The 13,421-nt window shown below is 75.4% G+C and carries 13 protein-coding genes; 6 read left to right on the forward strand and 7 right to left on the reverse strand.

What is annotated here, in order from left to right:
- Positions 1-202: 202 nt before the first annotated feature.
- The 4 genes from I5Q34_RS18460 to I5Q34_RS18475 all read left to right on the forward strand — a co-directional run bounded on the left by I5Q34_RS18460 (position 203) and on the right by I5Q34_RS18475 (position 3,211).
- Positions 203-568 (forward strand): Rv2175c family DNA-binding protein, encoded by a 366-nt coding sequence (locus tag I5Q34_RS18460; RefSeq protein ID WP_199893431.1) that lies wholly within the window; start codon positions 203-205, stop codon positions 566-568.
- 78 nt (positions 569-646) lie between these two features.
- Positions 647-1,312, forward strand: a complete 666-nt coding sequence (gene thiE / locus I5Q34_RS18465; RefSeq protein ID WP_199893432.1) for a thiamine phosphate synthase — start codon at positions 647-649, stop codon at positions 1,310-1,312.
- A 101-nt stretch (positions 1,313-1,413) separates the two neighbouring features.
- A complete protein-coding gene (gene metF, locus I5Q34_RS18470) occupies positions 1,414-2,331 on the forward strand; it encodes a methylenetetrahydrofolate reductase [NAD(P)H] (RefSeq protein ID WP_199893433.1) in 918 nt (305 codons plus the stop codon).
- Positions 2,332-2,371: 40 nt separating this feature from the next.
- Entirely contained in the window at positions 2,372-3,211 is an 840-nt protein-coding gene (locus I5Q34_RS18475; protein ID WP_199893434.1) for a hypothetical protein, read from the forward strand.
- Between the two features lie 42 nt (positions 3,212-3,253).
- Here I5Q34_RS18475 and I5Q34_RS18480 read toward each other — a convergent pair whose 3' ends face one another.
- From I5Q34_RS18480 to I5Q34_RS18490, 3 genes are all read right to left on the reverse strand, one after another.
- Entirely contained in the window at positions 3,254-4,744 is a 1,491-nt protein-coding gene (locus I5Q34_RS18480; RefSeq protein WP_199893435.1) for an NAD(P)/FAD-dependent oxidoreductase, read from the reverse strand.
- Between the two features lie 11 nt (positions 4,745-4,755).
- Positions 4,756-5,346 carry a DUF4126 domain-containing protein gene (locus I5Q34_RS18485; protein ID WP_199893436.1) on the reverse strand — a complete coding sequence of 197 codons (591 nt, stop codon included), beginning with the start codon at positions 5,344-5,346 and terminating at the stop codon, positions 4,756-4,758.
- Between the two features lie 334 nt (positions 5,347-5,680).
- The gene (locus I5Q34_RS18490) at positions 5,681-6,295 is read right to left on the reverse strand and encodes a TetR/AcrR family transcriptional regulator (protein WP_199893437.1); all 615 of its coding nucleotides are present in this window, start codon (positions 6,293-6,295) and stop codon (positions 5,681-5,683) included.
- Positions 6,296-6,540: 245 nt separating this feature from the next.
- On the opposite strand from I5Q34_RS18490, the gene I5Q34_RS18495 reads away from it, so the two are divergent.
- Both I5Q34_RS18495 and I5Q34_RS18500 read left to right on the forward strand, forming a co-directional pair.
- A complete protein-coding gene (locus I5Q34_RS18495; RefSeq protein ID WP_199893438.1) occupies positions 6,541-7,302 on the forward strand; it encodes a methyltransferase in 762 nt (253 codons plus the stop codon).
- 234 nt (positions 7,303-7,536) lie between these two features.
- Complete coding sequence (locus tag I5Q34_RS18500) at positions 7,537-7,932, forward strand: DUF3040 domain-containing protein (RefSeq protein ID WP_199893439.1); 396 nt, start codon at positions 7,537-7,539, stop codon at positions 7,930-7,932.
- A gap of 154 nt (positions 7,933-8,086) precedes the next feature.
- On the opposite strand, the gene I5Q34_RS18505 is transcribed toward I5Q34_RS18500, so the two are convergent.
- The 4 genes from I5Q34_RS18505 to I5Q34_RS18520 all read right to left on the reverse strand — a co-directional run bounded on the left by I5Q34_RS18505 (position 8,087) and on the right by I5Q34_RS18520 (position 13,371).
- On the reverse strand, positions 8,087-10,369 hold the full coding sequence (locus tag I5Q34_RS18505) for a DUF3488 and transglutaminase-like domain-containing protein (RefSeq protein ID WP_199893440.1): 2,283 nt from the start codon (positions 10,367-10,369) through the stop codon (positions 8,087-8,089).
- Complete coding sequence (locus I5Q34_RS18510; RefSeq protein ID WP_199893441.1) at positions 10,366-11,721, reverse strand: DUF58 domain-containing protein; 1,356 nt, start codon at positions 11,719-11,721, stop codon at positions 10,366-10,368. The genes I5Q34_RS18505 and I5Q34_RS18510 overlap by 4 nt, the downstream gene beginning before the upstream one ends.
- The gene (locus tag I5Q34_RS18515) at positions 11,718-12,698 is read right to left on the reverse strand and encodes a MoxR family ATPase (RefSeq protein WP_199893442.1); all 981 of its coding nucleotides are present in this window, start codon (positions 12,696-12,698) and stop codon (positions 11,718-11,720) included. Before I5Q34_RS18515 ends, I5Q34_RS18510 begins: the two co-directional genes overlap by 4 nt.
- Positions 12,699-12,816: 118 nt before the next feature.
- Positions 12,817-13,371: a carbonic anhydrase gene (locus I5Q34_RS18520; RefSeq protein WP_199893443.1), complete on the reverse strand. Its 555-nt coding sequence runs from the start codon at positions 13,369-13,371 to the stop codon at positions 12,817-12,819.
- Positions 13,372-13,421 lie beyond the last annotated feature (50 nt).

Raw genomic sequence — 13,421 nt, forward strand, 5'->3', positions numbered from 1 at the left:
CCGCCCCCCATGGGGCACCCGCTCCTGGAGGGAACCCCGCCCCCCATGGGGCACCCGCTCCTGGAGGGAACCCCGCCCCCCATGGGGCACCGCCCCCGGAGGGCACCCCGCCCCCCATAGGGCACCCGCCCCCGGAGGGACCCGCGGCTCGCCCGGGTCAACCCGGCTACCGGCTGTCAGCGGCGGATGGCAGGCTTGTCCCGTGACCGAGATTGACGCAAAGATCGATGCTCTCGTCCCCGCCTGGCTCACGCTCCCCGACATCGCCGAAAAGCTCGGCGTCGAGGTGACGCGCGTGCGGCAGCTGGTCAAGGAGGGCCAGCTGATCGCCGTGCGCCGTGGTGAGAACCGCGTGCTCCAGGTGCCCGCCGAATTCATCGGCGAGGACAGGATCGTCAAGGGCCTGTCCGGGACCCTGACGCTCCTGAAGGACGACGGCTTCAGCGACGAGGAAATGCTGGAGTGGCTCTTCACTCCGGACCCGACCCTGCCGGGCACCCCCGTGCGGGCCCTGCGCGAGAATCGCGGGACGGAGGTGAAGCGCCGGGCCCAGGCGCTCGCCGTCTGACCCTCCCCCGGTAGGGGGCCCGGTGTACGGGCGGTCACCTCCGCCCGTACACCGCACCACCGACCTGGGGGACACCACATGCCCACCGCACGCGAGCGCCTCGCCGACGCCCGGCTCTATCTGTGCACCGACGCGCGCAGGCGCCAGGGCGACCTGCCCGAGTTCCTGGACGCGGTCCTCGCCGCCGGCGTGGACGTCGTCCAGCTCCGCGACAAGGGCGTGGAGGCCGGCGAGGAGCTCGGGCACCTCGCCGTCATGGCCGAGGCGGCCCGCCGGCACGGCCGGCTCCTCGCGGTCAACGACCGCGCCGACATCGCGCACGCCATCGGCTCGGACGTGCTGCACCTGGGCCAGGGCGACCTGCCCGTGCCCGCGGCCCGGGCGATCCTGGGCGACGACGTGCTCGTCGGCCGTTCCACGCACGCCGAGGCCGAGGTGGACGCCGCCCTCGCCGAGCCCGGCGTGGACTACTTCTGCACGGGCCCCTGCTGGCCCACGCCCACCAAGCCCGGCCGCCCCGCCCCCGGCCTGTCCCTGGTGCGGCACGCGGCCGTACTGCCGCAGACGAAGCCCTGGTTCGCGATCGGCGGCATCGACGAGACCAACCTCGACGAGGTGCTGGACGCCGGCGCCCGCCGGGTGGTCGTCGTCCGGGCGATCACGGAGGCGGCCGACCCGGGCGCGGCGGCGGCCCGGCTCGCGGAGCGGATCCGGGCGCGCACCGCGCCCGTGGATCTCCACTGAGTGGATCTTCTCTGGCAGTCACCGGCCAGCCAGCGTAAGGAAACGGACAGAACCCGGCCGCGCCCGTCATGATCGTCGCGTGCCGGGTTAACTTGGCCGGTATGGCCCTTGGCACTGCCTCCACCAGGACGGATCACGCCCGTACCGTGCGTGACCTGCTCGCCTCCGGCGAGCGTTCGTATTCCTTCGAGTTCGCGGCTCCGAAGACCGAAAAGGGGGAACGGACGCTGTGGAACGCCATCCGGCGCATCGAAGCCGTCGCCCCCACCTTCGTCTCCGTCACCTATGGCGCCGGCGGTTCGTCCCGTGAGGGGACGGTCCGCGCGACCGAGCGCATCGCCACCGACACCACCCTCACCCCCGTCGCCCACCTCACGGCCGTCAACCACTCCCTGGCCGAACTCCGCAACGTCATCGGGCAGTACGCGGACGTCGGCATCCGCAACATGCTCGCCCTGCGCGGCGACCCGCCCGGCGACCCCATGGGCGAGTGGGTGCGCCACCCGGACGGCATGGACCACGCGGTCGAACTGGTCCGGCTCATCAAGGAGTCGGGCGACTTCTGCGTCGGCGTCGCCGCGTTCCCGGAGATGCACCCGCGCTCCACCGACTGGGACACCGACGTGAAGCACTTCGTGGACAAGTGCAAGGCGGGCGCCGACTTCGCGATCACCCAGATGTTCTTCCACGCCGATGACTACCTGCGGCTGCGCGACCGGGTCGCGGCGGCCGGCTGCGACACCCCGATCATCCCCGAGATCATGCCCGTCACCAACGTCCGCCAGATCGAACGCTTCGCACAGCTCAGCAACGCGGACTTCCCCACGGAGCTCGAGGAGCGGATCCGGGCGGTGGCCGACGACCCGGCGGCTGTACGCTCGATCGGGATCGAGTACGCGACGGAGCTGTGTGCGCGGTTGATGGCCGAGGAGATTCCCGGGTTGCACTTCATTACCCTGAACCACTCCACGGCGACCTTGGAAATCTACGAGAACCTGGGGCTGCACCAGCGGCCCTGACGGCCGGCCGGGCACGGCGGCCGGACGAGAGGGGCGACTCATGGGCTGGACGGTCCTCTATCTGGCGTTCGGCGTCGTCGGGCTCTGGCTGCTGGGCGAGGTGCTCTTCCAGTACAAGGCCAGGCTGCGCTGGCGGCTGCTGGCCTTCACCGGCTTCCTCGGCGTGGTGGCGGGCGTCCTCGTCCCGTCCGTCGTGGTCATCGCGGTGGGCGCGATCGCCTTCGCGGTCGGGCAGGTGTACGTGACGGTGTCCTTCCGGCGGGGCTTCTCCGCCGGCTGGGCGCTCCGCCGCCGGGGCCGGGAGAGCCGCGGGGAGACTCCCGTCCGCTCCGGCCGCCGGCGCGGCAAGCCTGCCCGGGCCGCCGAGAAGGCACCGGACGAGGCCCCGGCCGCGAAGGCGGAGCCGCCCGCGCCGCGGCCGCCGTCCGTGCCGGACCCCGACGCGGCGACGGCCATGATGCCGGCCGTCCCCCGGCAGCCCGGCCACGACGAGGTCCTGGCGGCCGAGGAGACCACCGTCTTCGGCGGCACGTACGACGCCTACGGCACCCCGGCGGGCGCCCCGGTGCAGGGCGCGACCGCCGCCTCCCCCTACGGGGGTCAGTTCGACTACGGACAGCAGGACCAGTACGCGGCGTACTCCGACCCGTACATCGGGAACCTCCCGCCCGCCGGCGCGCCCCAGGGGTACGGGCAGCAGCAGTCGTACGGCGCGGACGCGTGGGCGACGGGCGCGGGGCAGTACGACACGGACACCCCGCCCGGCGGCGTCTGGGTGCCGCAGCAGCGCGACACCGACTTCCCGCCGCAGCAGCAGGGCCGGCAGCAGCCCCCGTACCCGCCGCAGCAGGGGTACGAGGAACAGCAGTACCGTTACTGACGGTTGCGGCGTTACGGCGTTGCGGCTACCGGAGGCGCGGGCTCACTGCGAGCCGCGGAAGTCCGCGCCCTCCACGACGAGCCCGGCGACCAGCGCCCCGGACATCCCGGCGTGGGCGAGCCCGCCGCCCGGGTGCGCGAAGCCGCCCACCCGGTAGAAGCCGGACATTCCGGTGGAGTTGGCGGGGCGCAGGTACGCGCCGTCCGCACCCGCCAGGACCGGGGCGGGCACGCCGCCGCCCTCGGCGCCGGTGGACTCCTCGGTGTCCGCGGGCGTGAGCACCTCGCGCCACAGCAGCCGCTCGCGCAGGCCCGGCACGGCCGCCTCGGCGGCGCGCACCATCCGGTCCGCGAACTCCTCCGCCCCGGCACGCCAGTTGACCGCACCCTGCGGGGCGGCCGTCGCGGTCAGGGTGACCGCCTCGTGCTCCTCGTCGGGCCGGACGGCCGGGTCGTCGGGGCGCAGCACGGTCACCGTCGGCACGTACGCCGCGCCGCCCTGCGGCGCGAAGATCCCCGCCAACTCCGCGGCGCGGTCCGGGGCGTGGACCACCGTGCGGTGCGCCGTGCCCTCGGGGCGCGCGCCGCGCAGCGCGAGGAGGACGGTACAGCGGCCGGGCGGGACGGGGGCGGGCTCCGCCGTCGCCGGGGCGAGCGCGGCCAGCCGGCCGGGGGAGACCCCGGCGACCACCATGCCGGCCTCGACGGTCTCCCCGTCGGCCAGCCGCAGCCCGGCGGCCCGGCCGTCCTTCTCCAGGACCTCCGTGACCTCCGCGCCGAAGCGGAACTCCACGCGGCGGGCCGTGCAGCGCCGGTGCAGCGCGTCGGCTAGGGCCCGCATGCCGCCGGCCACGTACCAGCTGCCGAAGGTCTGCTCCATGTACGGCAGGACCGTCGCGCTCGCCGGGGCGGTGCGCGGGTCGAGGCCGTGGGCCAGGACGTGGCTCTCCAGCAGGGCGGCCAGCCGCGGGTCCGTCAGCTCCCGCTCGGCCACCGACGCCAGGGTGGGCGGCGCCGGGCGGCGGAAGAGCCCGCGCCGACGGACGGCCGGGTACGGGTCGTGGCCCAGCGCGTCCCGCGCCGGCCCGGTGGCCAGCGGCTCCTCCAGGAGCGGACGGCGGGTGGCGTCCCAGACCTCGCGGCCCCGGTTGACCATGTCGCTCCAGCGCTCGCCCGCGCCCGGGCCGATCGCGGCGTCGAGGGCCTGGACGACGCCGGCCCGCGAGGCGTTGGGCAGCGCGACGGCGGTGCCGTCGGCGAAGACATGGGCGCTCGCCGGGTCCACCTGGGACATGGCGACGCTCTGCTCCAGGGACTCCTTGCCGGTCTTGACGAACAGGTCGCGGTAGACGGCGGGGAGGTGCAGGAGCTGGGGGCCCGTGTCGAAGACGAAGCCGTCGCGGGCGACGCGGCCGAGTGCCCCGCCGTGGGTCGTCCCGCGTTCGTACACCGTCACCTTGTGGCCCGCGATCGCGAGCCGGGCGGAGGCCGCCATGGCGGCCATGCCGGCGCCGATCACCGCAATTCTTGCCATGTGACAGGACTCTATCGGGCCGCCGCCAGGCGCCGTTCGCGCCTCCGGCGGAGGAACGCGCGCACCTTGCGCCACAGGAGGACCACGGTCGCGACGCCCAGGACGAGCAGTCCGCCCGCGACGCACGCCGCCAGTACCGGGTGGAACAGCGCGAACACGACCAACGCCGCGACGCCCAGGTCCTCCAGGACGCTCAGCACGATGTTGCTGAGCGGCTCCGGCGAGCTGTTGACCGCCATCCGCGTGCTCATCTTTACCAGGTGCATCACCAGCGCCGTCGTTCCGCCGAGGGCCCCGCACGCGACCTCCGACAGGTCGCCGCCGCTCTGGCCGGCCAGCATCGAGCCGATCATCGCGCCGCAGGCCGGGCGGACCAGGGTGTGCACGGCGTCCCAGACGGTGTCCACGTAGGGGATCTTGTCGGCGACGGCCTCGCAGAGGAACAGCACGGCCGCCGCGATCAGCACCTCGGGCCGCTGGAGCGGCCCGGGCACCTCGCCGCCCACCCCCGCGCGGCCGCACAGGCCGAGGAGCAGGACCACGGCATAGGCGTTGATCCCGCTCGCCCAGCCGCTCGTGAACACCATGGGAAGTATGGACACGCGGAAGATCGTAACGAGGGCGCGCAGCCGCCCGGGAGCGCGCACGTACTCAGACGGGATGAGTAGCGCGGCGGATGGGGCGCGGGCCCCGTGGACGGAAGAGTGGGCCGTGGAGGGAGCGGCCCGGAACCGCCGGCACGGGGCGGCGGAGCCCGGCCGCTCCCCGGGGGTCCTAGGGCGTGTCCGATGGGTCAGTGCGGGCCCCGCGGCGTCTGGTGCGGTACATCGCAAGGCGGAGCATCGCCCGCGTACTGGGCGTACTCGGGTGATGCGACAACGCGGCGAGGTGCCGTGTCAGGCGTCGCGGGGCCTGTGCTGACCCATCGGACACGCCCTAGCGGGCGCCGCCGCCCACCCGGCCCTGCAGCATCCGGGACAGCGCCGCGTGCACGTCGTCGACCGACCGCTCCGGCTGGAACGACTGCCAGTCCAGCGCGGCCACCAGCACCATGCCGAAGAGCGCCGACGCCGTCAGCGGAACGTCGACCTCCGCGCCGAGTTCGTCCTCCGCCACGGCCTGCCGCAGCACGGCCTCGATCACCGCGATGGCCTTCCGCCGGACCTGCATCAGGGTCGGCTGCCAGGCCCGGTTGGTGCGCCACAGCTCGGCCGCGAACAGCTGGGTCAGGGCCGGGTTGCGGGCGATGAACTCCAGCCCCGCGCGGACCATCGCGTCCAGCGCGTCCACCCGGCCGCCGCCGCGCGCGGCCGTCTCGTCCGCCGCCCGTTGCAGGGCGGCGGTCAGCAGCTCGATACCGTCCCGCAGCAGCTCCTCGAAGAGCTCCGTCTTGCTCGCGAAGTTGTAGTAGACGGTGCCCTTCGCCACCCCGGCGCGTTCGGCGATCTCGTCCACCGTGGTGGAGGAGAAGCCCTGTTCGGCGATGAGGGTGACCGCGGCCTCGAAGAGCTTCCGCCGGGTGTTCCTGCGGCGCGTACTGCTGCTGTCCATGCGGTGATTCTCCCTGTACGCAGCGTGTCCCCCCGCGCGGGCCCGCTCGGTGCCCGGCGGCCGCCGGCCCGTCGGTCGTTCTGTGGGTGGTGGTGGGCGGGTTGTCTGCCGTTCGGGAGGTGGGGCGCAGCCCCGGGAGAAACGGTGAAAGGGCGGGGCGGGGCAGGATCAACCGCCCCCGCCGGTGCCCACTAGGCTGGGCCGACGTCCGTCGTTCCACCACCGCCGCCGAGGAGCCACCCGCCGTGTCCGAGCCTTCCCTGGGTGGGGAGACCCCATCGCGTCCCCGCGCGTCCCTGCGTACCGCCGTGGTCTGGGAGGCCCTCCGGGACGCCCTCGACCGCCGGGGCGGTGAGCTGGAGGTACTCGACGCCGGCGGCGGCAGCGGCAAGTTCGCCGTCGAGGCCGCCCGCCTCGGACACCGCGTCACCGTCGTCGACCCCAGCCCCAACGCCCTGTTCGCGCTGGAGCGCCGGGCCGCCGAGGCCGGGGTCGCCGGCCGGGTCCGCGGCGTCCAGGGCGACACCCAGGACCTCTTCGAGGTCGTCGGGCGCGAGGGCTACGACGCCGTCCTGTGCCACGGCGTCCTGGAGTACCTGGAGGACCCGGCCGGCGGGCTGCGCAACGTCGCCGCGGCGCTCCGCCCGTCCGGGGTGCTCAGCCTGCTCGCCGCCGGCCTGGGCGGGGCGGTGCTCGCCCGCGCCCTCGCCGGCCACTTCGCCGAGGCCCGGCAGGCCCTGACCGGCCCCGACGGCCACTGGGGCGCCGGCGACCCGGTCCCGCGGCGCTTCACCGCCGAGCAGCTCTCGGAGCTGGTCGCCGGGGCCGGGCTCGACGTCACGGCCGTGCACGGGGTCCGGGTCTTCGCCGACCTGGTGCCCGGGGTCCTCGTCGACGCCGAGCCAGGCGCCCGGGACGCCCTCTTCGAGCTGGAGGCCGCCGCCGCGGCCCTGCCGGCCTTCCACGCCGTGGCCACCCAGCTGCACGTGCTGGCCGCGCGGGGCTGACGGCGGGACGGACACGGCCCGCCCGATCAGGCCGTTCGCCCCGTATGATCGGAGGACCCCGTCCGGCATGACGGATCGGCGGGCAGGGAATGTACGTTGCGACGTCACCGTCGCCGTCCCGGGGCCGGTGGGCGAATTGGCGCAGAGGGGCGGGTTTCACGGGGGCGATTCCCTGCCTATCCTGAAAGGGTCGCACCCGGTCGCACCCCCGCGACCGACGAGTAGGAGGACTCCGTGCCGCTCTCGGAGCACGAGCAGCGCATGCTCGAGCAGATGGAGCGAGCGCTGTACGCCGAAGATCCCAAGTTCGCCACAGCGCTCGAGGGCAGCGGCCTGCGCACGTACACCCGGCGACGGGTCTACCAGGCGATCGCGGGCTTTCTGGTGGGCATCGCGCTCCTCATGGCCGGAATGGTCGCCCAGTGGATCTGGATCAGCGTGGTGGGGTTCCTCGTCATGCTCGGCTGCGCGGTGCTCGTGGTCACGGGCTGGCGCAAGGCGCCGCGGGGCGGTTCTCCGCAGGGTGCGGTGGGCGCCCCCGGGCGGCGCGGCCCCGTGCGGCAGAAGCGGTCGATGATGGACCGCATCGAGCAGCGGTGGCAGCGGCGGCGGGACGAGCAGGGCCGTTAGTTCTTCGAACGCCGGGCGTCCGCACGTGAGCCGTGCGGGTGCCCGGCGTCCGGTGTCCTGGGGGTTGCCCCCTCCGGGGAGCTTGAGGACTCCGCCCCAGGGCGGATGGGGTCCGGGGTCTCCCCGGGAAACGGTGAAAGGGCGGGGAGACCCCCTAGCCGCGACGGCGCCGCAGCCGCGCCGCCACCCGGCCCACCGACCGCGGTGCGACAACCGCCCGCACCCACCCCCACCGCCCCGCCGAGGCCCGCAGCCCCGCCCGGACCAGGGCGACGTCCTCGGCCAGGCCGAGCACCACCGGGGCAGTGGGCGCGTACAGCGCCCGCTCCACCGCTGTGGCCATCCGCCCCGCGGCCGCCGCCGCCGCGGCATCCAGCTCCCCGACCCGGACGATCCGTTCCACGGAACCCCGCGGCGTCTGCGACGCCTCCGGCACGATCCCGTAGTCCCAGGCCGAATCCGTCAGCTCCCGCCACGCGGCCAGCGTGTGCGAGACCGCCTCCTCCGAGGACCCGGGCGCGCCTCCGCCCAGCCGCCGCGTCCGCACGCGCACCCGCCACAGCGGCACCGCGAGAAGCAGCGCCAGCAGCAGGCCGCCCGCCGCCGCGGACCAGGCCACGACGTCGATGCCGGGCGACGACGGGCCGTCGAGGGAGACGCTCCCGGCCTCCGCCCCGCCCGGCGTCGGGCCCGGGGCGCCGCCCCGGGAGGGCGCCGGCCGGGGCCCGGACGTGCGGTCCGGCTCCGGCACGGCCGGGTCGCCCGCCCCGGCCGGGTCGCGCACGACCGTGTAGTCCGGCGCCGTTCCCCGGCTCGGCGTCGGCTCGAACCGCGTCCAGCCCGCCCCCTCGAAGTACAGCTCCGGCCAGGCGTGCGCGTCCTTGCTGCCCACCGACATCGTCCCGTCGCCCTGCGGGCTGCCAGGCGTGAAGCCCACCGCGACCCGGGCCGGGATGCCGAGCGTGCGCGCCATGGCGGCCATCGAGAAGGAGAAGTGGACGCAGAAGCCCCGCTTGTCCTCCAGGAACCCGGCGACGGCGTCGTCGCCGCTGCCCGACCGCACCCCGGTGTCGTACTGGAAGCCGCCGCTCACCGCGAACCAGTCCTGGAGCTTCACCGCCCGTTCGTACGCGGTGGTGGCCCCCGCCGTCACCTCGCGGGCCCGCCGCGCCACCACCTCGGGCAGCGAGGAGGGCACCTCGGTGTACTCGCGGCGCAGCCGCTCGGGCGGCTCGGGCGCGCTCGCCAGCTGCGCGGCCGTCGGCTGCGGCAGCAGGCTGGTGACCTGGTAGCGCAGGCTCCGGGTGTTCTGTCCGTGGTCGCCGACCAGGGTCCGGCCCTCCGGCTCGTAGCGCCACCGGCCGCCGACGCGGACCGCGTCCGCGGGGTAGGGGAGCGGGAGGTAGGTCTGCGCGTAGGTGTCGGAGGCCGCCACGGAGGTGGTCACGCGGACCGTTCGTACCGCGGGGGAGAGCCCGGCCGGGGCGGGCAGCCGCTCCGGGACGTCGGTGATCCGCCGCTCGGAGGGCCGCCAGGTCCGTCCGTCGAAGCGGTCGAGCGCGACGATGCGCAGGTACAGGTCCTGCGGGGCGTCCAGGGAGGTGCGGTAGCGCAACACCTCCCGGTTCTCGGGCTGGTTGAGGCTGTCGCGCAGGGAGACCACCGGGTTGACGGCGGATATCGTCCCGCCGTCGCCGGGCCCGTCCTTGCCCCGGCCGCCCGGGGCCAGCAGCCCGCCGTCGATCGCGGGCAGCGCGAGCGGGACGGCCAGGGCGACGCCCAGTGCGAGGACGCCGATCCGGCGGCCGGTGCGGGCCGGTGCGGAGGCGCCCCCGCCCCCGTGACCGCCGAAGACCCGGCCCCAGCGCGTCAGCCGGTCCCGGCCCTCCGCGAGGAGGAGCAGCAGGTAGCCCGCGGCGGCGGCCAGGAACCACAGCCAGTCCGTGCCGCCGCGGGTCAGCCCCGCGCCGACCGAGTAGAGCGCCAGCAGCGGCAGCCCGGCGGGCGCGGCCTGCCGGAGGGTGGCCGCCAGCGCGTCCACCACCAGGCCGACCAGCAGGACGCCGCCCACCAGCATCAGCTCGATGCCGCCGGTCGCCGGCGCCGGGATCGCGTACCGCCCGATGTCGTCGGCGCCCTGCCGCAGCAGCTCCGCGAACCGCCGGCACGCGTCCGGGCCCGGCAGCAGCCCGGCGAGGGCGCGGTCGCGGGCGAAGGCCACGGTGAGCAGCAGCAGGGCGGCGAGCGCCTGGAGCGCCACCGTCGCGGTGCGCGGCAGCGGCACCCGGCGGGCGAGCGCGCCGACGGCGGCCTGGACGGCGAGCAGCAGCACCGCCGTCATCAGCCAGGACGCGCCGTCGACCAGCGGCACCATGGCGCTCGCGGCCCCGGCCGTCGCCAGGACGCCGCAGACGGCCGGCCGCGTCGCCCCGCTCATGTCCGTCCCCCCGCCGTCATCCCGTCGTCCTCTCTCGTCCCGCCCGTCCCGGCCAGCCGCCACAGGTCGGACAGGTCGTCGCCCGGTCCCACCGGGAGCACCGTCCAGCCCGCCTCGCGCAGCAGGCGCGGCGGGCGCGCGTCGTGGCCGGGCCCGGCCGCGGCGCCCGTCCAGATCTCGGGGTCGAGGACGAACGCGAGGGCCGTGCCGCCGCGTCCGCGCAGGCGGGCGGCCGACTCGGCCTGTTCCTCGTCCAGTTCGCCGAGGAAGGCGACCAGCAGCCCGGTGCGTCCGTCCCGCAGGGCCGCGTGCGCGCCGGACAGGTCCTCCGCCCGCGAGTGGTCGATCAGGGCGAGGGCGTCCAGCAGCGGCGCGGCCGCGTCCAGGGGATCGTGCCCGGTGCCCGCCAGGCCGTCCGGTCCGGGCACATCGGCCCCGGTGTCGGTCAACAGGCGTACGGAGAAGCCGCGTTGGAGCAGGTGCACGGCGGCCGAGGCGGCCCCCGACACCGCCCACTCGAAGGCCGACTCCGGTCCGGCGCCCGCGTAGGCGACGCCCCGGGTGTCGAGCAGCACCGTCGCGTGCGCCCGCTGGGGCTGCTCCTCGCGGCGGACCATCAGCTCGCCGAGGCGCGCGGTCGCCCGCCAGTGCACTCGGCGCAGGTCGTCGCCGTGCCGGTAGCCGCGCGGAATGATGTCGTCCGCGCCGGCCAGCGCGATCGCGCGGTGCCGGCCCTCGCCGTGGCCGGCCGCCTCGCCGCCCAGCGGCACCGGCGGCAGCGGCGCGCAGTGCGGCAGCACCGTCAGCGTCTGCCGGACGCCGAAGTCCCGGTCGATCTCGCACATGCCGAACGGGTCGGTCAGCCGCAGCTGGAGCGGCCCCAGCCGGTACCGCCCGCGCAGGTCGGCCCGGACCCGGTAGGAGACCGCGCGCCGCGCGCCCGGCTCCAGCCGGTCCAGGACGAAGCGGGGGCGCGGGCCCAGGTCGTAGGGGACGCGGTCCTGGAGCAGCAGCGGCCCGGTGGGCAGCCGGGAGACGCTCTCGACGGCCAGGTGCACCTGCGCCTCCTCCCCGGCGGACACCCGCTCCGGGGTCAGCCGGCGGCTGCCGGTGACCCGGTGGCGGGTGCGGTGCAGCACCAGGACGCACGCCAGCGGCAGGACGGCCAGCAGCAGGCCGACGCGGAGCAGGTCCTCCTGGCCGAGGACGTACGAGCAGCCGACGGCGGCGGCCCCGGCGGCCAGGAACGACCGCCCGCGCGTGGTCAGTCCGCCGAACGCCGCCCGCAGTCCTCCCCGGTCCCCCGGCTCCTCCCCGGCCGGGGTCCCGTCGTGCGGCGGCCCGGCCGTCACGGCCGCCGCGCCCGGGGATCGGGCACCGGGACGTGGCGCAGGATGTCGCCGACGACCTGCTCGGCGGTGCGCCGGCCGAGCCTGGCCTGCGCGGTGGGCAGCAGCCGGTGCGCCAGGACCGGTACGGCCAGCGACGTGATGTCGTCGGGGAGCGCGTACTCCCGTCCCGCCAGTGCGGCGGCCGCCTTCGCCGCGCGCAGCAGGTGCAGGGTGGCCCGGGGCGAGGCGCCGAGGCCGAGTTCGGGGTGGCCGCGGGTGGCGGAGACCACGTCCACCGCGTACCGCCGCACGGCCTGGGCCACGTGCACCTCGCGGACGGCCTCGACGAGCTTGACGACGTCGTGCGCGTGGGCGGCCGGCTGGAGGTCGTCGAGCGGCGAGGCGGCGCCGTGCACGTCCAGCATCCGCAGCTCGGCCTCGGGGCTCGGGTAGCCCATCGAGACCCGGGCCATGAACCGGTCGCGCTGCGCCTCGGGCAGCGGGTAGGTGCCCTCCATCTCGACCGGGTTCTGGGTGGCCACCACCATGAAGGGGGAGGGCAGCGGATGGGTCCGTCCGTCGACGGTGACCTGGCGCTCCTCCATCGACTCCAGCAGGGCCGACTGGGTCTTGGGGGAGGCGCGGTTGATCTCGTCGCCGATGACGATCTGCGCGAAGATCGCGCCCGGCTTGAACTCGAACTCCCGCTCCCGCTGGTCGAAGACGCTCACCCCGGTGACGTCCGAGGGCAGCAGGTCGGGGGTGAACTGGATGCGCCGCACCGAGCAGTCCACCGACCGGGCCAGCGCCTTGGCGAGCATGGTCTTGCCCACGCCCGGGACGTCCTCGATCAGCAGGTGGCCCTCGGCGAGCAGCACGGTCAGCGCCAGCCGCACGACCTCCGGCTTGCCCTCGATCACGCCCTCCACCGAGGCGCGGATCCGCTCCGCCGTACTGGTCAGCTCGCCGAGCCCCGTCCGCTCGTCAAAGGTGGTCACCCCGGCCCTCCTCGGCCCGTCCCGTCCGCCTGCTCCCGCGCCCGCGGGCGCGGGAGGGGCGGCGTCGCCTGTGCATTCTGGCTGTCCCGACGGTCCGATGACACCGTCGAACGGTCGATCACCGCTGCGGATCGATCTCCCGCAGTCGTCCCGTGGTCACGTCGAAGACAAAACCGCGCACGTCGTCGGTGTACGGGAGGAACGGCGAGGTGCGGACGCGCTGCATGGACTGGCGCACGTCCTGGTCGAGGTCCTTGAACGCCTCGACGGCCCACGCGGGCCGCTGGCCGACCTCGGCCTCGATGTCGTGCCGGAAGTCCTCGGTGAGGTCGAGCAGGCCGCAGCCGGTGTGGTGGATGAGCACCACCGACCGCGTGCCCAGGGCGCGCTGGCTGATGGTGAGGGACCGGATGATGTCGTCGGTGACCACACCGCCGGCGTTGCGGATGGTGTGGCAGTCGCCGAGCTCGAGGCCCAGCGCGGCGTGCAGGTCCAGACGGGCGTCCATGCAGGCGACGACCGCGACCTTCAGGACGGGGCGGGCGTCCATGCCCGGATCGGTGAACGCGGCGGCGTACTCCGCGTTGGCCTCGACGAGGCGGTCGGTGACCGTGGGCCGGCTGCTGCCGGGCGACGGGTTCCGGCTGGGGGGCTTGGGCGCGGATATCGACATACGCACGACGGTAGTCGGCCGGGAGCCCGTCGGCCCGCCCGCGGGAGGGG

The sequence above is a fragment of the Streptomyces sp. AV19 genome, from assembly GCF_015999245.1.
GTDB lineage: Bacteria > Actinomycetota > Actinomycetes > Streptomycetales > Streptomycetaceae > Streptomyces.